Here is an 18,194-nt window from a genome sequence, read left to right as displayed (position 1 = left end):
GTCAGGGGGTGCAGGGGGCAGAATGCCCTTGCCCGCCGGAGGCCCTCTCGTCGAGAGATGTCTGAAGGAGATCGTGTCCAAGCGCGGACACCGTGTCGTATGCCCCCTCACCAACCCGCGGGGACTTCAGAGCAAGCGGTGAGTCCTCAACGCCGGTGCCACAAAGGGGACAGCCGTCGTTTTACCACGGTTCCTCATTGAAGCGCCTCCGGCGGCAAGGGGGCGTGGCCCCCTTGACCCCAGCGGCCGTGGCACGTTGGGTTTGAGCTAACGAGCCGTCCCGGCAAGGACGCGGTTCTAGGCGGCCATCAGATCCGCCAGCGGATTCGGAGCACGGGCCGCATCGCCCGGTGCCGCCGGGAAAACATCTTCCAGCTTCAGCATCGTCACCGTCTGAAGCATGATGTCCGGCGGAACTTCCTGATAACTGATGACCCCCAGGTCCGGCGCGGCCCGGACCAGCAGCCGCCGCAACGGACGGCGAAGCGTCTTGTCGATCAACACCGCCAGCGGCAACTGCTGGCGCTGGGCATTCTGCACCTGCGCTGAGAGCGATCCAAGCAGCTTCTCCAGCGGCTGTGGAGCGAGAGCCAGCTGCTTCTCCCGGATCGAGTCCCGAAGCTGCTTCTCCAGACGGGGATCGAGGATCACCACCCGCAGCGAACCGCCGTCGTCGCGGTAGCGGTCGCAGATCAGCCGCCCGAGGTCTTCGCGAACACGGTCGGCGAGGTCTTCGGGAACCTTGATCTGCGGCCCATGGTTGAGGACCGATTCGAGGATCAGGACAAGGTCGGCCAGCGCCACCCGCTCGGCGGCGAGCAGGACGAGGACCTGATGCAGGACCGCCATCCGGACCACGTCCGGCTTCAGCTCCTCCACGACCGTCGGCGCGAACGCCTTGACGGTATCGATCATCTTCTTGACGTCTTCGCGGCTGATAAGCTCGTGGCCGTGCCGCTTGAGGACTTCCCCGAGGTGCGTCACGAGCACGCTCGCTGGATCGACGACCGTGCAGCCGTGGATCTCGGCCAGCCGCTGGCTCTCGGTGGCGATCCAGCGGGCGGGAAGATTGAAGGCGGGCTCGCGGGTGTCTTCGCCCGGGACCGGGATCGGGCGGTCGTCGGGAGCGATCGCCATCACCATGTCGACACGGATCGTGGCCTTGGCGACGGTCCGGCCGGCGATCAGGACACGGTAGGTCTCGGGCTCCAGTTCGACGCTGTTGATGACCCGCACCGGCGGGATCCAGATCCCGTTGGTTCGCGAGAAGTCACGGCGGAGTGACGTGATCTGCTCGGTGACGCTCTTCCCCTGCTTGTTGTTCACGAAGGGAATGAGCCGCGTCCCGACCTCGATGATGGCGCGGTCGGTGATCAGGAACTCCTGCAGATGCTCGATCTCGCGGACTTCGGCAGTCTTCTCCTGGACCGGCTCCTTGACCGGTTCCGCCTTCGCCTTCCGGCCCCGCGCGACCCGCCACCAGAGACCGCCGGCAAGGGCGAGGAACGGGAGCTTGGGGAGGCCGGGGGTGAGGGCCATCGCGGCGACAATCACCGCGCCGACGATCAGCGACCGCTCGTGGCGGAACATCTGGTCGCCGATTTCCTGGCCGAGGCTCGTCGCGGAGTTCGCCTTGGTCGAGAGGATACCGGCGGTTGTGGCGATGATCAGGGCGGGAATCTGCGAGATGAGACCGTCGCCGACGCTCAGCACCGCGTAGTTGCGGAGGGAGTCGGCAAACGTCATCCCGTTCGTGAGGCCGAGGGCCACGCCCCCGACGAGATTGATCGCCGTGATGATCAGGCCGGCGATCGCGTCGCCGCGGACGAATTTGCTCGCCCCGTCCATACCCCCGTAGAACTCAGTCTCGCGGGTCAGGAGGTCGCGGCGGCGGCGGGCTTCGGTTTCGTTGATCGCGCCGGCGTTGAGCTCGGCGTCGATCGCCATCTGCTTGCCCGGCATGGCGTCCAAGGTGAAGCGGGCGGCGACTTCCGAGACGCGCGAGGCCCCCTTGGTGATGACGACAAACTGGATGATGACCAGGATCAAAAAGATCACGAGCCCGACGATCAGGTTCCCGCCGACGACGAAGTTGCCGAATGTCGAAACGATCCGGCCGGCGTCGCCGTCGAGGAGAATCAGTCGCGTCGTCGCCACGTTGAGCGAGAGGCGGTAGAGCGTCAGGAGCAGCAGCAGCGACGGGAAGACCGACAGGTCGAGCGCCTGCTTGGCGTTCAGCGTGACGAGCATCAGCAGCACGGTCACGCCAAGGTTGAAGGCGATCAGCATGTCGAGCAGCGCCGTCGGCAGCGGCACGAGCATGACAACGAGGATCGCCAGCAGCCCGAACGAGAGCAGTGTGTCGCTCTGGTTGGACATCTTGGCGGCGGGATTGGGCGTAGCAGTCGACATGCGGACAAAACGGTTGGAGTGACTGTCGGCGATGAACTCCGGTCTCGCGTCTCGATCGCCAGACCCTTGTCCCTAGTCCCTCGTCCACTCCCCTACCCTGTCGAGTGAAAACTCAGGCTCAGGGCTTTCAGCAGGATCGTCCAGCCGTCCACGAGGACGAACAGCAATAACTTGCAGGGGGCGGAGATGATGACCGGAGGCATCATCATCAGGCCGAGACTCATCAGGATGATCGAGACGACGAGGTCGACGAGGAGGAACGGGAGGTAGATGCAGAACCCCATGATGAAGGCGGTCCGCAGCTCGCTCGTGACGAAGGCGGGCATCAGGACCCGCCACGGGACCGCTTCGGGGCCGCTCACCTTCTTGAGGCCGGCGAGGTCGAGGAAGAGGGCGAGGTCCTGCTTGCGGGTCTGGCGGGTCATGAACGTCCGCAGGTGCCCGCTTCCGATCTCCCAGGCCTGCATTCCGGAGATCTTTTCGGCCATGAAGGGCCGGACGGCGTCCTTGTCGATGCCGTCGAGCGTGGGGCCCATGACGAACAGCGTCAGGAAGAGGGCGAGGCCGATCAGGACCTGCGTCGGGGGGATTTCCTGCGTCGAGAGGGCCCGGCGGACGAATGAGAGGACGATGATGATCCGCGTGAACGCGGTCAGGGTCACGAGGGCGGCGGAGATGAAGGCCAGCGCGCCGAGCATCAGCGCGATCTGCAGCGGCTGCCCGAGAGCGGGTGCGGCGCCGGTCGCGGCGTTCTGAGCCAGGTCCTGGATCGTCTCGTTCATGCGGACCTCCTGTCCGCGGCAGCCGCGCAGCCCGTCGCCGCTCAAACGCGAGCGGTCGAAGGCCGAAAGGCACCGGAGCGCGGCCCGAAACACGACTTCCGGACGGAGCCGGGAGCGGGTCTCTAGGAAGCCGAGCCGGGAAATGCGTCGTCACCGACGACGGACTCGATCAGGAGGGCCTGACGCGGTCCGACGCGGCCGGGAGAACCCCGGAACTTCACGCATGTCCCGATGGAGGTCTGTAACAGACGGGAGATCGATTGATCCAGAACAATGACGTCCCCGACCCGCAGAGCGGCAATTTCCGACATCTTGAGGCGAGTCCGGCCCAGTTCCACGACCATCGTGGCGGGCAGCTGCATGGCGAGCCCTTCCGAAACGGTCGCCGGGGGCCCGTCGCCGGCGTCGGAGGACTGCGCTTCGGTCCGCAGCAGGGATTCGACGGCGTCGAGCGGGAGCAGCCAGATCGCTTCTTCCTCGCCAAACCGCATCTTGAGCTTGAGGCGGACCGCGACGACCGTGGCGTCCGGCCCGAACAGCCGCGTCCGGTGGGGACGGTCGACGAACTCCAGGAAGCGGTTGGAGATCGGCTGCGCCGCCGGCCAGCTTTCGCCGAAGGCGGTCGCCAACTGCTGGAAGAGGATCGCCAAGAGGGACTCTTCGAGGTCGGTCAGCTCACGCGGGGCCGGACCTTCCGTCTGGCGGTCTCCCAGGAGATCGGCCAGGAGTCCGACGGCCAGCTTCTGGGAAAAGACCAGAAGTCCCGCCATCGCGGCATCGGCGAACTCGAACTGCATCCCGACACCGGGCTGCGGCATCAGTCCGACCGCCTCGCGGATGTCGCGGAGCTCGACGCCGACGACTTCGAACGAGCAGGGAGAGGTCAGCAGCGGCTGCCAGGTTTCCTGCGTCAGGTGGAAGGCGTCCTTCACCCACTGCGTCAAAGCCTTCCAGACTCCGGCCGGCGGGCGCCGGGGATCCTGGAAGTCATGGCGGGGCAACGGAGCGGCGTCACTCATTGAATATTGAATTCGTCGAACAGCACGTCGTAGACGCGGTCTTTGCCGTCGGGAAAGAGCGTCGTGTTGAAGTATTCCTGGATTTCGCGGCGGAGCATTCCCTGCCCGGCCGCCCCGCGGATGTCCGAAAGGGTCTTGTCCGAGAGGTAGCTCAGGAGCCAGCTTTTGAGGACGGTCCGCTGGGTCTCCATCTCCGTGGTGACGATCCCTTCGTCCTGGGGCTTCACCTGGAGCATGATCTTGAGACGGAGATAGCGGTTCAGGCGTCCTTCGTCGAGATTGACCACGATGTCGCCGAAGTTGACGAAGGCGACCGTGGCGTTGGGGTTGGTGGTCCCGTGTCCGCCGGCGCCGTGGCCTCCTCCGCCGTGTCCGCCGCTTCCGTGAGCACTGGCGCCGTGGCCTCCTCCGCCGCCGTGGCCGCTGTCAGCGTGGGCTGACGGGGCTGGGGCGCCGTGGCCGGCCGGTGCGGCTTCGTGACCGTGTTCCTCGGTTCCTTCGGAGGCCGCTTTGGCTGCGTCGCCGGCGTCTCCCATGGGGAGGAAGATTGGTACGGCGAAGCCTACGCCGCCGGAGACGACGGCCGCCAGCAGCCAGACGATGATGCCGGGCCCTTTCTTGACGGGGGCCTCTTCCTGCCCCTCGCCAGGCGGGGGAGCGGGGGCGTTAGCCATGGGTGTGCCTCCTACGGATTTCGTCCTTTTCGGCAGGAGTGGATGGGGGACTTGAGGGACTCTAACGTCGGGGAAGACATTGCCGGATCGGTGTGGAGAGGCGGGCGGATGCGGCGAAATGGGACATCAGCGATCGGCAATTTTCGCCGGGTCCAGGGGCACCCTGGTGGGGAGTGCAGAGGGGCCTGTGTTCCTTTATTGGCCCTTTGCCCGCCGGAGGCCTAGCCGTCGAGAGACGTCGGAAGGAGTGAGTGTCCGAGCGCGGACGACGTGCCGTATGCCCCCTCACCAACCCGCGGGGATTACAAAGCGGACGTCCGTTGCTTACCACGGTTCCTCATGGAAGCGCCTCCGGCGGCAAGGGGTCGCCCCCTTGACCCCGGCTGCCGTGGAAAGTTGGGTCTGAGCTATGGGAGTCGTGCCGGCAAGCGCGGGTTGAGCATCGCGGCGATCAGGCCCGTACGCGATCAGACCGGGCCGGTTCCTCACTTGCCAACTCCTCCACCCGCTCCGCAAACAACGCCCGCAACCGCCGCAGCCCCATAAAAACCATCGCCCGCGTCACATCATCAAACGGACGCAACGGCCCCGGCTCCACACAGTTCGCCACGCGGAGAATCCCATCCCGGACCGCCGGATACATCGCCGCCGCTTCCCCCAGGTCGCGAAGGTCGACATTGTCCCGCATCGCCGCTTCGTGAAGCCGGCCCCACACCGCCCCGGTCGTGATCTCGAAGTGCGGACGCGTCACCGCGCTCGCCCCCGCGGGAGGAGCGGCATCGAGCCGCCGAATGGGTTCGGCGGATGGGGATGGAGAGGATGAGGGGGACTTCATGGCGGGCTCCTTCACGCCCGAATTCTAACCGGATGTGGCCGAAAACCGACACGCCGGTTGCCAAAAGGCAACGACCCACGTTGACGGTCCGCAACGTCGGACACCGGCCGACCGGATCACTGCATGTAATTGAGGAGGCTGACGTCATTGAGCCGGGCGACCGCCGCCAGCGCAAACTGCATCTGGTTCTGGGCCTCCTGGAGCTTGACGACGACGTCCGTCACGTCGACCTGCTCGACGTCGGACAACGACTGCTTCGTGGCCAGCCGCAGGTCCTCGGTCCGGGTCTGGAGCTTGTCGAGTTGGAGCTGGACGACACCCAGCTCACCGCGGACGTCGTACATGTGGTCCGCCAGCCGGTCGATGTCGCCGATCCGCCGTGTGAAGGCCTGCTGCAGCTCCCCCGACGGGAGGTTCGACGCGTTAAGAAGCGTGTCCCGGAGCTCCGAGAGCGTGCTGAAAACGTCCGATGTCCCCGTGTATTCCGCCTGGGCCGTCCCCGCGACCCGGACCGCGGAGGTATCGAGGTTCGTCACCTGCCCCGTCGCCGGATCCTGGAGCTGGACGTTCGTGGCGTAGGTCAGCGGAACCTCGGTCACCCCGCCATCGAGGGAGATCGTTCCGTCCCCCCCGACGCCGACAGTCCCGTTGAAGCCGGCGGTGATCGCGGTCGTGTTCACATAGACCACTTCCCCCTGAGCCCCCTGGAGCTTGAGGTTCGTGTCCCCGTTCGTGAACGGAACCTCCGGACCGCCGTTGATCGAGATCGTCCCGTAGGCGCCGGTGCCGCTTTCGTCCCGGATCGTCAGCGTGTGCGTCCCGACCGCCCCGAGCACCGTGTCGCCCGCCGCGGCTCCCGTTCCGCTCGCGATCCCCGAGCCCCCCGCGAAGGTCGTGGAGGTGTTCCGGATCAGGATCGACGACTGCCCGACGCCACTGTCGGTCCCGCTTCCCGGCTTGAGGCCGGTGTTCCCGAGAATGATCGTCGCGCCGCGGGCGGAGTTCGTGAAGACGTCGCTTCCCGACAGGATCATCGGGAGGTCGACACCGTCTCCCGACGAGACCGACACCCCCTGGGACCCGCCGCCGTAGACGACCCGGCCGTTCTGGATCGAGTAGGGCTGCGCGTCCGACTGGTTTCCACCGAACAGGTATAGGCCCTGGTCCTTGGTATTGGCGATCGAGACCATCCGCCCCAGGATCTGGTCGACTTCGGCCGCCAGGGTCCGCAGCTCCGTCGGATCGGTCGACTGACGGCCGGCGAGCGCAATCTCCTTGGCCCGCGTCATCATCTCCTGCGCGTCGGTGAGCTGGACCTCCCCCTGCGAGAGCCAGTTCCGGGCGGTCCCGATCGAGGTCAGCCGCGACTCGAGTTTCCCGATGGCCGACTTGTGCAGGATGATCGTCTTGGCCGCCGTCGGATCGTCCGACGGGGTCAGCAGCTGCTTCCCGGAAAGCATCTGCTCCTGGAGCCGGCCGAGCGACGTCGTCTGCTTGCGCAGGTTCCGCAGGGCGCTCGAATAGAGTCCGGATTGTGTCACTCGAAAGGTCACGGTTTCCTCCTCCGGCCGGCCGGAAGGGCCGGGTCCGCGGCGATGGGCGCTCCATCACCGGATCACGGACATGAGCTCCTGCAGTGTGTCGTTGACCGTCAGCATGAACCGGGACGCCGCCTGGAACATCCGCTGGTACTGGAGCATGTTCATCAGCTCCTCGTTCGTGTCGACCCCCGACACGCCGTCCCGCTCCGCCTCCAGCCGGGCGGTCACCCCTTCCAGGTTCGAGACCTGGTTCTTCGCGTCCTGCGAGCGGAACGCCTGCAGGGCGGTCAGATCGGAAAGGTACTCCTCCGCCGACTGCACCCCGCCGAACAGGTCGGTCGTGCGAAGCTGCGCGAGGAGCTTGGCCGCCCCGTTGTCGCCCGAGACGGCAAACTGGCCGGCCGAAAGGCGGCTCGGGTCGCTGACGATCTCCTGGCGGACCGCCAGATCGCCCGCCCCCGCGCCGGTGAAGAGCGAATTAATCCCGAGCGCCGAGAGGAGACCGCCGTTGTCCGAGTTCCGGACCATCGCGGCCGTCCCCGATTCACCCCCGGTGATCGTCCCGGCCGAGAACTGGACCTTCACGCCTCCCGGCAGGGTCAGCGGACTGCCGGGCGAGTAGCCGCTCCCGACGTCGAGCGTCGCGATCCGCTCTCCCGCCGTGTTGAAGACATCGACCGACAGTCCGGCATCGACGCCGACGCGGCCGGAGCCGTTGACGGCGAACGTGTACTGCTCGTTCGCCGTTCCGGAGTACGCGCCGCTGAAGGTCGCCTTGCTGGTGCCGGTCCAGGCGGTGGTGTGGAGGTCGCTCGGGTACTGCCCGGCGAAGTCGACCGTGTAACCGACGTCCCCGACGATCGACAGCGACCCCGCGGCCGACTGCGTCAGCCCCTGGACGTTGGGGACCGTCCCCAGCCGGGCGGCGATGTCGTTCAGGCTGTCGACCGCCGGGTCGTAGTTGACCCGGTGGACCGTCCGCACGCCGGTCGACTGGTTCGTCACACCGACGTAGAGGGAGCCTTTCGAAACGGGAAAGGCGGTCCCGGCCTGCGCCAGCGGCGCCGTCACGCTGCCGACGGGGCGCGAGCTGTCGTAGCGGTTCTGCGCCCCCCCCTGACCCAGGCCGGCGGCGTGGATGGAGTCGACGGAGCGGATGAAGGTCTGCGAGAACTCGTTCAGTTGCTCCCTGGCGAAGCCGACGAGCTCGTTCCGGGCTTCGAGCAGGCCGGCGAGGCTTCCGGTGGGGATCGTGAGGGCTTGCGTCGAAGGAGGCCGGACGAGTTGCGTCGTTCCGTCCGACAGCGTCGTCCGCTCGATATCGACCGGGGTCGTGCTGAAGACGACGCTCCCCCCGGCAAGATAGACCGTGTCCGGAACGTTGGGGGCCTCGATCACCCGGACGTCGATGACGTTCGAGAGCTCCTTGAGGATCTGGTCCCGCATGTCGAGGAGATCGTTGGGATCCCCCCCCTGCCCCTTGGCGACGGCGATCTTGGCGTTCAGATCGGCGACCTGGCGGATCTGGGTGTTCACCTGATCGACCTGCTCGTCGATCGTCGTGTCGAGGTCCTGCTGGAGATCGCTGAGCCCATCGGCAATCGCGTTCAGCGAACGGGCGATCCCCTGCGCCCCCTGGACGACTCCGCGGCGGATCGTCACGTCGCCGGGATTCGTCGCCAGCTGATCGAGCTGTGTGAAGAAGTTCTCGAGCTCCGCGTGGATGCTCCCGTCCCCCGGGGCAAAGAGCGACTCGATCTTCTGGAGCGTGTCGAGCCGCGCCTGGGCGGTCCCCTGCTGCGAGGAGACGGCGTTCAGCGTCACCTCGGTCAGGGCGGCCCGCGCGCGGTTGATCCGTTCGACCGTAACCCCCGTCCCCAGGTTCAGCCCCTGGACACGAATCGGGTTGCTCTCGGTCAGAACGAGCGACTGGCGGTGGTAGCCCGGCGTCGCCGAGTTGGCGAGGTTGTTCGCGGTGACCTGCAGCCCCCGCTGGCTGGCCCGCAATGCCGAGAGTGCGATGTTGAATTCCAGCATGGCTCAGCACCGATCGTTCAGCAGGGTGGCCCGGTGCGACTGCGTCCGCAGTCCCCGCCCGTCGTACCGCTCGACAACCGGCGACGGTCCCGAGCCGGACGAGAGCAGCAGCCCCAGGCAGTTCGCCAGGTCATTGGCCTGCATCCGGGCGAGCCGCGTCAGCCGGCCCACCTGATTCGCCAGCCACAGCGCATGGGAGCGGGCGGTCGCCAGCGACGCCCGCCGTTCGGCCGGCAGCCGCTCCAGGAGGGCGCCCATGCCGCACTCCGCCGGCGGCAGCCGCAGCGCGCGGCCGAGTGATTGCCGGAACCGCCGCCGCTTCTCGCCGACCGCGCGGGCCGATTCCTCGAGACGCGGGATCGCCAGCGCGACTTCCCGGTCGGTCTGGACCGTGATGATTCGCTGCAGCCAGTCCCGGACCGCGGAGAGATGTTCGATCTCCGCCGCCAGGAGGACCTGACTCTCGTCCGCGAGGGCCGACAGTTCGTTGCGAGGCGTCATCGAGCTCACGTGCCGCTTCCTCCCACTCCAGCGCCCCCCGCATCCCGCAGCAGCGCGCCGCGGAGCGAGTCGGCGATCCCCAGGCCCCCCCCCGCGGCCATGTGTTCGCCCATGTACTGGTCGAACAGCCCGCCGATCGTGTCGGACTTGTCTCCGGCAAACCCGTCTTCCGAGCCGATCGTCTGCCGCATTTCCTTGAGGAGCAGCGAAACGAACAGCGACTCGAGCTGCTTCGCCGCTTCGGTTTCCGACTTGCCGCTGAGACCGAGCCCGGCGTCGTACGAACCGGCCGGCAGGACGGATGACAGGGGATTCATGAAGGTTCCCTCCGTGGGGAGCAATCGCGGCGTGGGCTGGGACGGGGACGGGGACAGGTGCGGCTTACTTGAGTTCGAGCTCTGCCTGCAGCGCGCCCGATTCCTTGAGCTGCTGGAAGATGGAGCTCAGGTCGCGGGGACTGACGCCGAGGGCGTTGAGCGCCTGGGCCAGATCGTTGACCGTGGCGGTTTCCGGAATGATCGTGAGCGGCTTCTTCTCTTCGATGACGTCGACCGTTGTCCGCGGAACGACCGTCGTCTCCCCTTCGCTGAAGGGAGCGGGCTGCGAGACCTCGGGGGTCTCGGCGGTCGAGATCGCCAGGTTGGCGTGATTGATGAGGACCTGGGCGATCCGCACGTTCTCGCCGATGATGACGGTCCCGGTCCGCTCGTTGATGATGATCCGGGCGACGTTGTCCGGAATGACCGTCAGCTGCTGCACCTCCGCGGCGAAGTCACGGACGACACCGTTCCAGGCCGGGGGCGGGACAAGTTGCACGGTCCCCGAGTCGAGGACTCCGGCGGTCCCGGGGAACTTGGAGTTGGTCGCTCCGGCGATCCGCCGCGCGGTCTCGTAGTCCGGATTGAGCAGCAGCAGCTGGATCCGCCCGGGAGCGAGCGGCTCGGCGAACGTCTCCTTCTCCACCGTCGCCCCGTTCGAGATCCGCCCTGTGGTGGGGTGGTTCTTCTGGACCGAGGCCGCCTCGCCGCTGAAGGTGAAGCCGCCGATCGTCACCGGCCCGGAGCCGAGGGCGTAGACCTGCCCGTCGACGGCGACGAGCGGAGTCGGGAGGAGGACGCCGCCGTTGAGGCTCTTGGCGTCATCCATCGAGGAAACGAGGATGTCGATCCGCTCACCGGGCTTCCGGCCGGTACGGAGGTTCGCCATGACGACGACGACGGAAGTGTTGTCCGACTTATCCGCCGTGTCGTTGCGGAGCCGCGCGATCAACTCAGGCTCTGCCCGGATCCCAAACTTCTGCGTCAGGTTGAGGATGAACTCGCGGGTGATCGGGTTCTTCCCCCCGGTCCCCTGGAGACCGGTGACGAGCCCCAGCCCGACCAGGACGTTCTCCCGCTCTCCTTCAACGCGCGTGATGTCCTTCACCCGCACGAGCGTTCCGGCCGCGGAACAGGTCTCCGCCGCCAGGGCGAGGACGCAGGCGGCCAGACAGACGAGAGGTCCGCCGATCGATTTCATGGCACGCTCGCAGGGTGGGAAGGAGGACAAAATGGTTCGAAGGAGCCGGTCGATGGTCCGCTGACGTTCGGGAGACGACTCAGAATGGCCAGAGCTTGTTGGCGATCCGGCCACCCCAGCCCTGCCGGGTGAAGGCCTGCTCCTGGCCGTTCCCCAGGTACGCCGTCCGGAGATCGCCGACGAGGCGGGAGTTCACGGTGTTGTCCGGTCCCACGTCGTAGCTGCGGACCACGCCGGTCACGACCAGGGTCCGGATGTCCCCCTGGATCTCGATGTCCCGCGAGCCGCGGACGATCAGGTTGCCGTTCGGGAGGACGTCGGTGACGGTGACGGTCATCATGTCGGTGAAGGCCCGCTGGCTGCGGAAGCTGGCGCTCCCGCTCATCGAACGGTCGGAGGTCAGGGCCTCGCTCGCCGACGCGGTCGACTCCTGCGAGGCGAAGCCGCCGTCGGCCGCCCCCGCGAGCGAGAAGGCGCTCTTGAGGCCGGTCTGCTTCTTCATCCCGCGGTTGTCGGTGTTCTGGATGCTCGAATCTTCCCGGACGACGATCGTCAGGAGGTCGCCGACCTGGCGGGCCTGGGTGTCGTAGAACAGGAATCCCTGCGTGGTGCTGCGCCGCTGCCACAGGTTCTGGGCCCGGACGTCGGTGCCGCACCAGACGACCGCCAGCGCGACCGCGGCCGCGATGAGCTTTCCGTAGGACATGATCCCCTCCCCTCCCTGAAACGGTTCCGCTACTGGAGCGGAATCTCGACCTCGCCGGGGCCGATGACCTTGGCGGTGACAATCCGGTTCGACTCCAGGTTCTTCACGCTGATCCACTCGCCGACACGCCCCTGCTGCTGCGCTTCGGCTCCCCGGAGGACGACGACGAGCGGCCCCTTGCGGGCGGTCATCTGCACCTTGTCCCGCGAGCGGACGGCGAACTCCGCGGCGCTGGCGGCGGGGACTTCGGGCTTTCGCGAGAAGTCGGACATCTTGAGCAGGTAGCCCTCGCCGAGGTCGCGGTTAACGCGGCTGCCGAGGGCGCTCTCCTTGCGAGGGCGCGGCTCGTTCCGCGTCACCCAGTCGAGTCGTTCGTCGACGACGTTCTCATCGAGGAGTGTCCCCCGCACGAGGGGCTGACGGGCCACCAGGACCGGCAGCCGCAGGGCCAGGTCGACCTGCGTCTGCAGCCGGGCCACGACCCGGTTGTCCTGGAGCACGCGGACGCCGACCGGGACCCGTCCCGGCTCGGGCCGATCGAGGACCGTCAGTTCGAGAATGCCCATCGTTCCCACGACGTTCGCCGGCAACGCCCGCGCCAGACAAGGGGCGGTCAGCTGGAGCCGGACGTCCTGCGGCGAAAGCTCGAGGCGGTGCGCGATCTGGAGCGTCAGCCGCTCCTCCAGCATCAGGTCCGTCAGCGGGCACATGGCGGTCTTGCCGTCCGGCGTCAGGCGGGAGGCGGCTGCGAGCCGGTTCCCCGACAGCCGGACATGAGCCGAGTCCATACCGGTGAAGGTGACTTCGTCGAGCGGGACGCCCGCCAGCAGGAGCCGCATCTGGAGCAGGCCGACGGGGATCGTAGCCTCGACTTCGTCGGGCCCCTTGAACTCCCACAGGTCGATCGCCTCCAGCCGCCGGCGGACCGCGGCGTCGGGGCAGCGGACATCCGCCACGTCCCGGATGGCGACGATCGTCTCCGGAGCGGAGCATTCGTCCCGGAGCGAAATGACGGCGCGCGGTCCGGCCCAGGCCTCCCCGGCGAAGATCGCCAGGAGGAGCAGAACGCTTCCGTGCTGAACTGGTCGCCCCTTCATGGGATCCTTCCCTACCGGACGATGTCGTTGGTGGTGGAGAGCATCTCATCGCCGGCCCGGACCGCCCGGGAGTTCACTTCATAGGCCCGCTGCGCCGTGATCAGCGAGATCAGCTCCGTGACCACCTGGACGTTCGACTTCTCCAGATGGTTCTGCAGGATGGTGCCGAGGCCGTTGAGGCCGGGCGTTCCCAGGTTCTCCGGGCCCGACGCGGGGGTGACCCGGTACAGGTTGCCCCCCTCGCTGCTGAGTCCCGCGGGATTGAGGAACCGGGCGAGCTGGAGGTTTCCGATCGACACCGGATCGCCCGTCGGACCGATCCCCGAGATCGTCCCGTCGGTCCCGATCGTGATGTTCGTGGTCCCGTCCTGGATCGTCAGGCCGCCGAAGACGCGATATCCGTCGCCGGTCACGAGCTGGCCGGTCTGGTCCCGCTTGAGCGATCCGTCCCGCGTGTACCGGAACTCCCCGCCGGGGAGCTCCACTTTGATGAATCCGTCCCCCACGATCATGACATCGAGGGGGTTCCCGGTCTGTTCGGCGACGCCGGCCAGGAACGACTTCGTGGTTCCCACGGCCCGGACCCCGCTGCCGATCTGGAGTCCCGTCGGCGAGACCTGGCCGGTCGCGACCTCCGTACCGGCGGCGCGGGACGTGGTGTACAGCAGGTCGGCGAAGTTCAACTGGCTCCGTTTGAAGCCGGTCGTGTTCACGTTGGCGATATTGTTCGCCGTGTTGTCGATCAGCGTTTCCTGGGCTCGCATCCCGGTGGCGCTGGTGTAGAGCGCTCTCAGCATCTCACTTGCCCTCCAGTTGGATCCGTTCCCGCAGGGCGGTTCCGATCGATTGCATCATCCGCTGGGCGGCTTCGTACTGCCGCATGCCGGAAATCATCAGGACCAGCTCCGTCGCCGGAACGACATTCGAGCCTTCCTGCATTCCCGTCCCGACCTGGGTGTCGATCGAGTTGGGGGTGACGTCGGGCGGGGCCTCGAACAGCGTGGTCCCCTGCGACACCAGCACGTTCGGATCAGGGAAGGCGTAGCGTCCAATGACGCCGACCGACCGTCCCTTGACCATCACCTGTCCCCCCTCGGAGATCGCCACTTCCATTTCGCTGGAGGTGTTGGGGATCTGGATCGGGCTGCCGCCGTCGTCGCGGACCGGGAGCCCTTCGGTCGTCACGAGGGTTCCCTCGGGATTGATGTGAAACGAGCCGTTCCGGGTGTAGAGCGGACCGTTGGGACCGTTGACGGAGAAGAAGCCGTCCCCCATCAGGGCCAGATCGAGACCGCGGCCGGTCTGCTGGATCGCCCCCGGCTTGAAGTCGACGGCGATCTTCGCTTCCCCCTGCCCCTGGTCGGACGCGTCTCCGGACTGTCCGCTTCCGGAGGAACCGGATGTCTGCTGGTGCACGAGCATCCGCCGGAAGCCGGGCACGTTGGCGTGCGCCAGGTTCCGCGAAATGATCGCGTGCTGCAGATCGGCCGAATCCATCGAACTGGCAGCGGAATAGAGTCCCTGCAGCATCCCCACCCTCCCCTCTTCCGAGACCGTCCGGCGCAATGCCGGCTCGGTCCCGTCTCTTCTGGTATCGACCGGAGGGACTCTGCGGGCTGTAACGATTCTTCGGGGAATGCCGAGAGAAGGGCCGTTCCGCTCGCCCCTTCCGCCGCCCGTCGCCCGACGGAGACCGGGCCTCTCCTGAGCTGCAAACAGTTTCTCCCGAGCGGGATGCGTCGTCCCCAGGGGGACCTTCCGCTCCCGGGGAGGCCCCTCACGACGGCCCGCCTGGCCGATTTCCCCGGAAAAGTCTTCCTAACCCGCAAAGTCCTCCAGTCCTTCCCCTCGCGCAACCGATGTAGGCGATACCGGACTTCGTCTCCGGTCGTTGCACCACGCTTTTCCCGATCGCAGTCCGCCCCATGACCACCCCCGTCGTGAGCGATACCGAACCCGGCATCTCGGTTCACCCGCCGGACTTCCCTCCGCTGGCCTCGGGGCCCGCGTCGACCGGGTCGCTTCCGATCCAGCGGTTCTTCGACGTGAGCGTCACCGTCACGGCCGAGCTGGGGCGGGTTACGCTCCCGCTCGGGGAACTCCTTCGTTTGGGAGAAGGGGCGGTCGTGGAGCTCGACCGCTACGTCACGCAGCCGATCGACCTGATGGCTCAGGGAGTCCGCCTGGCGCGGGGCGAAGTCGTGGTCGTCGAGGACCGGTATGCGGTCCGCATCACGCAGGTCGAAACGTCCTCCCCCCGCCCCGGCCACTGACCCGCCTCATCGAACAATTTTCGCGAAGGAACCAGCCGATGTCCCCCCTTGTGACTGCCGTCGCCACCGCCGCGCTGCTGATCAGCGCCGCGGCCGCGCACGCAGCCGAGGGCTCGACGACGCCGGACGCCGTCTTCCCGGAGACCGCCCCCGCCTGGACCGCCGGCTCGCTGGCCTCCGGCTCGCTGGCTTCCGGCTCGCAGACATCTCGCACCTCTTCCACTGTCCAGCCGCGTCAGCGGGCGAACGTCGTCGAAGCCAAACGCTCGCGGCCGGCCCTGGAACCGCGTCGCTCGCCATCGGAGACCGCTCCGGCGGGGCCCGTCGCCGTTCCTGTCCCTCCCGCTTCCGGCTCGAACGGCATGGACGCCGTCGGGGCCGGTGCGATTGAGGTGGTAACGGAACAGGCGTCGATCTCTCTCTCCGAGAGCGACCTCGCGGCCAACGTGCCGGAGATCCCGGAGTTCCTGGACCGCATCGGCTTCGCCGTGATGTTTCTCGCGGCCGGCCTGCTGGCGGCCCTCGCCTTCCGGAAGAGGCGCCTCGCCCGGTCCGCCGGCGAACCGGCGGCGCGGATGCGGATCGTCAGCCGCCTCCCGGTGTCGCGGAAGAGCGAGATGTGCCTGGTGGAAGTGGACGGGCAACTGATCGTCGCCGGCGTCGATCCGCAGGGGATTCACTCGCTGGTGCCGCTGGGGCCGAAAGCTCCGCTGACGTTCTCCGAGGTTCAGGCCCAGGAACTCCTGCTGGCGGACAGGAAGTCGGAACGCAAAGACCGTCCGGAGCGAGTCCGGCCCAAACAACTTCAGTCCTGACCGGAGCGCAGCGGGTCGGTCGGTCCGGCCGGCCCGGCGGAGTGGGGGAAACGAGCATGGTTCACGCTTCAGCGGAACAGCAGACGCAGGCAGTCCTGCGGCGAGAGGCGGTGCGGGTAGCCGCCCCCGTCCAGATCGGCCGCGGCGCCCATCCTCACGAATTCGACGTCGCCGTGCGGCGGGACGGAGACGTGATCCGCGAGATCGAGATCCGCTGCCGCTGCGGCGAGCGGATCGTCCTCGACTGCAGCTCCTCATGAAACCGGACGGCATGGACTCACGAACGCGACGCTCGATCGGGCTGGGCGCCGCCCTGATAGCGGCCTTCGCCGGCGGCTGCGCCTCGGCGCCGCTCCCGCGGTGGATGAGCTCATCGGCACCGTCCGCCGTGCCGGCCGCTGCTCCTTCAAGCCGAGCCACCTCCCCCGCGGCATCCACCGGCTCCGCGGCCGCCGTCCCTTCCTCCAACGGACTCTCCGCTTCGTCGCCCGCCGGCTCGACTGTGGTGGCGGAACACCTGCATTTCGGCGTCTCCCAGAATTCGCCGACCCCTCCGTCTGCCGTTCCCCCGTTGGCCCCGCCGGCCGACACGCTCAGCACGCTGCAGGCGAGCCATTGGGCTCCGCCGACGGTCCCCTCTCCCGCTCCGAACGGACCGAACCACGCCGCCTCGCTCCCTGGACTCGACGCCCCGGCCCCTCCGCCGGTCTTCATTCCGGAGATCGCAGTTCCGGAGGCTGCCACGGATCTCTCCCAGGCCCCTTCACCGTTCCCCTCGGAGATCCACCCCGTTCAGCATCTCCGCGCGGCCCGGCCGGAGCCGACCACGGCGCTGGAGAAGCGGCTGGGCGATCAGGCGCAGCAGATCACGGGGCTGACGGATGCGATTCGGGGTCAGCAGACCCAGATGGAGCAGCAGAACCTCCAGCTCAAGAAGGTCCTCGAAGACCTCCAGCAGCGGCAGCAGCGGCAGGATCAGGCGATCGAGGACATCCTCTCCCTGATGGACCAGATGATCCAGAAGCTGGCGAGTCCGAAGCCGGAGCCAGCCGCCGCTCGCCCGATGGCGCCCGCTCCCGCCGCGGTGCCGGTCCCCGCAGCGGCCCCCCAGTCGGCACCGGCCCCCGCTGAAACGTTCACGCCGCCGCGAGCCATGACACCGGCTCCGGAACCGGCCTCGTTCCCCCCTCCTGCGGGGAGCCAGCCATGACGCGACGAGCCGGATCGGCCTGGCTGCTGCCGCTTTGCCTTCTGGCGGGCTGCCTGCATCACGCCTTCGTCACTGTCGAGCCGCCGCCGCGGAATCCGCCGCCGCCGCGGCAGTCGACGCTCGCGCTCGTCCCGCTCAACGACCAGAACTCGCCTCCGTTCTCCACCGGCTTCTTCCACGAGGCGCTCACGGCGGCGATCCGCCGGACCGAAGGCTTTCAGGTGCTGGACTACACGGGTCCGTGGCCGGATACCTGCCGGCGTCCTTTTCCCGGCTCCGCGGTCGACCTGCGGCTGCTCGTTACCGACATCCAGCGAACCTGCCCGTCGGAGCTGGTCGCAATGTATGAGGTGACTCAGCTCAAGACGGTCCGGCCGATGCGGATCGGGTTGAGGGTGGTCCTGGTCCGGACGTCGGACAACGCCGCGCTCCTGGACTATGACGGAGTGTGGGACGGACCGGATGGGCCCCCTGCTCCGATTCCGCGCCCCGGGCTATTGCGGTATCTGCTTCCGCCGGTCGCTCTGCCGCATGATCCGCTGGACGAGATCAGTCCGCAGCGACTCAGCGAGCGGGCGGCCCGCGATGTGGCCGGTTTTCTGGGGAACGCCACGTTCTCATCCGCCGCGGCGGTTGATGCGACGGCCGGCATGACGATCGATGCTTCGAACGCGCTCTCGGGGGAGCCGCCTCAGCTTCCGGCCGTCTCGCCGCTGCCGGAACAGCCAACGACCGTCGCACCGGATGCGACATTCCAGCCCATCGAGTAGAGGG

19 protein-coding genes are annotated in these 18,194 nt (G+C 67.6%); 5 read left to right on the top strand and 14 right to left on the bottom strand.

All coding sequences use genetic code 11. The features are described from left to right. Positions 1-297: 297 nt before the first annotated feature. From VT03_RS26710 to VT03_RS26645, 14 genes are all read right to left on the bottom strand, one after another. Positions 298-2,412, bottom strand: coding sequence for a flagellar biosynthesis protein FlhA (locus VT03_RS26710; protein WP_075095835.1), 2,115 nt, complete (start codon positions 2,410-2,412; stop codon positions 298-300). 92 nt (positions 2,413-2,504) lie between these two features. Beyond that, the gene (fliP, locus tag VT03_RS26705) at positions 2,505-3,194 is read right to left on the bottom strand and encodes a flagellar type III secretion system pore protein FliP (RefSeq protein WP_075097309.1); all 690 of its coding nucleotides are present in this window, start codon (positions 3,192-3,194) and stop codon (positions 2,505-2,507) included. Positions 3,195-3,316: 122 nt separating this feature from the next. Continuing rightward, positions 3,317-4,213, bottom strand: coding sequence for a FliM/FliN family flagellar motor switch protein (locus tag VT03_RS26700; RefSeq protein ID WP_075095834.1), 897 nt, complete (start codon positions 4,211-4,213; stop codon positions 3,317-3,319). After that, a complete protein-coding gene (fliL, locus tag VT03_RS26695) occupies positions 4,210-4,887 on the bottom strand; it encodes a flagellar basal body-associated protein FliL (protein WP_075095833.1) in 678 nt (225 codons plus the stop codon). Before fliL ends, VT03_RS26700 begins: the two co-directional genes overlap by 4 nt. Before the next feature lie 451 nt (positions 4,888-5,338). Further along, on the bottom strand, positions 5,339-5,722 hold the full coding sequence (locus tag VT03_RS26690) for a hypothetical protein (protein ID WP_156514775.1): 384 nt from the start codon (positions 5,720-5,722) through the stop codon (positions 5,339-5,341). 116 nt (positions 5,723-5,838) lie between these two features. Continuing rightward, positions 5,839-7,275 carry a flagellar hook-associated protein FlgL gene (gene flgL / locus VT03_RS26685; protein ID WP_082846561.1) on the bottom strand — a complete coding sequence of 479 codons (1,437 nt, stop codon included), beginning with the start codon at positions 7,273-7,275 and terminating at the stop codon, positions 5,839-5,841. A 54-nt stretch (positions 7,276-7,329) separates the two neighbouring features. Then, complete coding sequence (flgK, locus tag VT03_RS26680; protein ID WP_075095830.1) at positions 7,330-9,300, bottom strand: flagellar hook-associated protein FlgK; 1,971 nt, start codon at positions 9,298-9,300, stop codon at positions 7,330-7,332. Positions 9,301-9,303: 3 nt separating this feature from the next. Further along, positions 9,304-9,801, bottom strand: a complete 498-nt coding sequence (locus tag VT03_RS26675) for a hypothetical protein (protein WP_156514774.1) — start codon at positions 9,799-9,801, stop codon at positions 9,304-9,306. A 5-nt stretch (positions 9,802-9,806) separates the two neighbouring features. Next, positions 9,807-10,118, bottom strand: a complete 312-nt coding sequence (locus tag VT03_RS26670) for a rod-binding protein (RefSeq protein ID WP_075095828.1) — start codon at positions 10,116-10,118, stop codon at positions 9,807-9,809. A 64-nt stretch (positions 10,119-10,182) separates the two neighbouring features. Further along, entirely contained in the window at positions 10,183-11,319 is a 1,137-nt protein-coding gene (locus VT03_RS26665; protein ID WP_075095827.1) for a flagellar basal body P-ring protein FlgI, read from the bottom strand. A gap of 79 nt (positions 11,320-11,398) precedes the next feature. Next, complete coding sequence (locus tag VT03_RS26660) at positions 11,399-12,025, bottom strand: flagellar basal body L-ring protein FlgH (protein ID WP_075095826.1); 627 nt, start codon at positions 12,023-12,025, stop codon at positions 11,399-11,401. 29 nt (positions 12,026-12,054) lie between these two features. Then, on the bottom strand, positions 12,055-13,122 hold the full coding sequence (flgA, locus tag VT03_RS26655) for a flagellar basal body P-ring formation chaperone FlgA (protein ID WP_075095825.1): 1,068 nt from the start codon (positions 13,120-13,122) through the stop codon (positions 12,055-12,057). An 11-nt stretch (positions 13,123-13,133) separates the two neighbouring features. Beyond that, entirely contained in the window at positions 13,134-13,919 is a 786-nt protein-coding gene (gene flgG / locus VT03_RS26650; protein WP_075095824.1) for a flagellar basal-body rod protein FlgG, read from the bottom strand. A gap of 1 nt (position 13,920) precedes the next feature. Next, on the bottom strand, positions 13,921-14,652 hold the full coding sequence (locus tag VT03_RS26645) for a flagellar hook-basal body protein (protein WP_075095823.1): 732 nt from the start codon (positions 14,650-14,652) through the stop codon (positions 13,921-13,923). Between the two features lie 395 nt (positions 14,653-15,047). Here VT03_RS26645 and fliN point away from each other — a divergent pair, with 395 nt between their 5' ends. From fliN to VT03_RS26620, 5 genes are read left to right on the top strand one after another with little or no spacing between them, the layout of a single operon-like run. Continuing rightward, positions 15,048-15,395 (top strand): flagellar motor switch protein FliN, encoded by a 348-nt coding sequence (gene fliN / locus VT03_RS26640; protein ID WP_075095822.1) that lies wholly within the window; start codon positions 15,048-15,050, stop codon positions 15,393-15,395. A 38-nt stretch (positions 15,396-15,433) separates the two neighbouring features. Further along, positions 15,434-16,210, top strand: coding sequence for a flagellar biosynthetic protein FliO (locus VT03_RS26635; protein ID WP_075095821.1), 777 nt, complete (start codon positions 15,434-15,436; stop codon positions 16,208-16,210). Positions 16,211-16,266: 56 nt separating this feature from the next. Then, positions 16,267-16,470 (top strand): hypothetical protein, encoded by a 204-nt coding sequence (locus VT03_RS26630; RefSeq protein WP_075095820.1) that lies wholly within the window; start codon positions 16,267-16,269, stop codon positions 16,468-16,470. An 11-nt stretch (positions 16,471-16,481) separates the two neighbouring features. Then, positions 16,482-17,420 carry a hypothetical protein gene (locus VT03_RS26625; protein ID WP_156514773.1) on the top strand — a complete coding sequence of 313 codons (939 nt, stop codon included), beginning with the start codon at positions 16,482-16,484 and terminating at the stop codon, positions 17,418-17,420. Continuing rightward, positions 17,417-18,190, top strand: a complete 774-nt coding sequence (locus VT03_RS26620) for a hypothetical protein (RefSeq protein WP_075095818.1) — start codon at positions 17,417-17,419, stop codon at positions 18,188-18,190. The genes VT03_RS26625 and VT03_RS26620 overlap by 4 nt, the downstream gene beginning before the upstream one ends. Positions 18,191-18,194 lie beyond the last annotated feature (4 nt).

This window comes from Planctomyces sp. SH-PL14 (genome assembly GCF_001610835.1).
Classification (GTDB): domain Bacteria; phylum Planctomycetota; class Planctomycetia; order Planctomycetales; family Planctomycetaceae; genus Planctomyces_A.
The sequence above is the reverse complement of the archived record's forward strand: the minus strand, read 5'-3'. Positions and strand labels throughout refer to the sequence as shown.

Bases quoted from the DNA above. Each gene is read 5' to 3' on its own strand.
- VT03_RS26660 (WP_075095826.1), bottom strand. From the start codon at position 12,025: ATGTCCTACGGAAAGCTCATCGCGGCCGCGGTCGCGCTGGCGGTCGTC.
- VT03_RS26700 (WP_075095834.1), bottom strand. From the start codon at position 4,213: ATGAGTGACGCCGCTCCGTTGCCCCGCCATGACTTCCAGGATCCCCGG.
- VT03_RS26620 (WP_075095818.1), top strand. From the start codon at position 17,417: ATGACGCGACGAGCCGGATCGGCCTGGCTGCTGCCGCTTTGCCTTCTG.
- flgA (WP_075095825.1), bottom strand. From the start codon at position 13,122: ATGAAGGGGCGACCAGTTCAGCACGGAAGCGTTCTGCTCCTCCTGGCG.
- VT03_RS26670 (WP_075095828.1), bottom strand. From the start codon at position 10,118: ATGAATCCCCTGTCATCCGTCCTGCCGGCCGGTTCGTACGACGCCGGG.
- fliN (WP_075095822.1), top strand. From the start codon at position 15,048: ATGACCACCCCCGTCGTGAGCGATACCGAACCCGGCATCTCGGTTCAC.
- VT03_RS26630 (WP_075095820.1), top strand. From the start codon at position 16,267: ATGGTTCACGCTTCAGCGGAACAGCAGACGCAGGCAGTCCTGCGGCGA.
- VT03_RS26675 (WP_156514774.1), bottom strand. From the start codon at position 9,801: ATGACGCCTCGCAACGAACTGTCGGCCCTCGCGGACGAGAGTCAGGTC.
- VT03_RS26645 (WP_075095823.1), bottom strand. From the start codon at position 14,652: ATGCTGCAGGGACTCTATTCCGCTGCCAGTTCGATGGATTCGGCCGAT.
- VT03_RS26665 (WP_075095827.1), bottom strand. From the start codon at position 11,319: ATGAAATCGATCGGCGGACCTCTCGTCTGTCTGGCCGCCTGCGTCCTC.
- fliP (WP_075097309.1), bottom strand. From the start codon at position 3,194: ATGAACGAGACGATCCAGGACCTGGCTCAGAACGCCGCGACCGGCGCC.
- flgK (WP_075095830.1), bottom strand. From the start codon at position 9,300: ATGCTGGAATTCAACATCGCACTCTCGGCATTGCGGGCCAGCCAGCGG.
- VT03_RS26690 (WP_156514775.1), bottom strand. From the start codon at position 5,722: ATGAAGTCCCCCTCATCCTCTCCATCCCCATCCGCCGAACCCATTCGG.
- VT03_RS26710 (WP_075095835.1), bottom strand. From the start codon at position 2,412: ATGTCGACTGCTACGCCCAATCCCGCCGCCAAGATGTCCAACCAGAGC.
- VT03_RS26625 (WP_156514773.1), top strand. From the start codon at position 16,482: ATGGACTCACGAACGCGACGCTCGATCGGGCTGGGCGCCGCCCTGATA.
- VT03_RS26635 (WP_075095821.1), top strand. From the start codon at position 15,434: ATGTCCCCCCTTGTGACTGCCGTCGCCACCGCCGCGCTGCTGATCAGC.
- fliL (WP_075095833.1), bottom strand. From the start codon at position 4,887: ATGGCTAACGCCCCCGCTCCCCCGCCTGGCGAGGGGCAGGAAGAGGCC.
- flgG (WP_075095824.1), bottom strand. From the start codon at position 13,919: ATGCTGAGAGCGCTCTACACCAGCGCCACCGGGATGCGAGCCCAGGAA.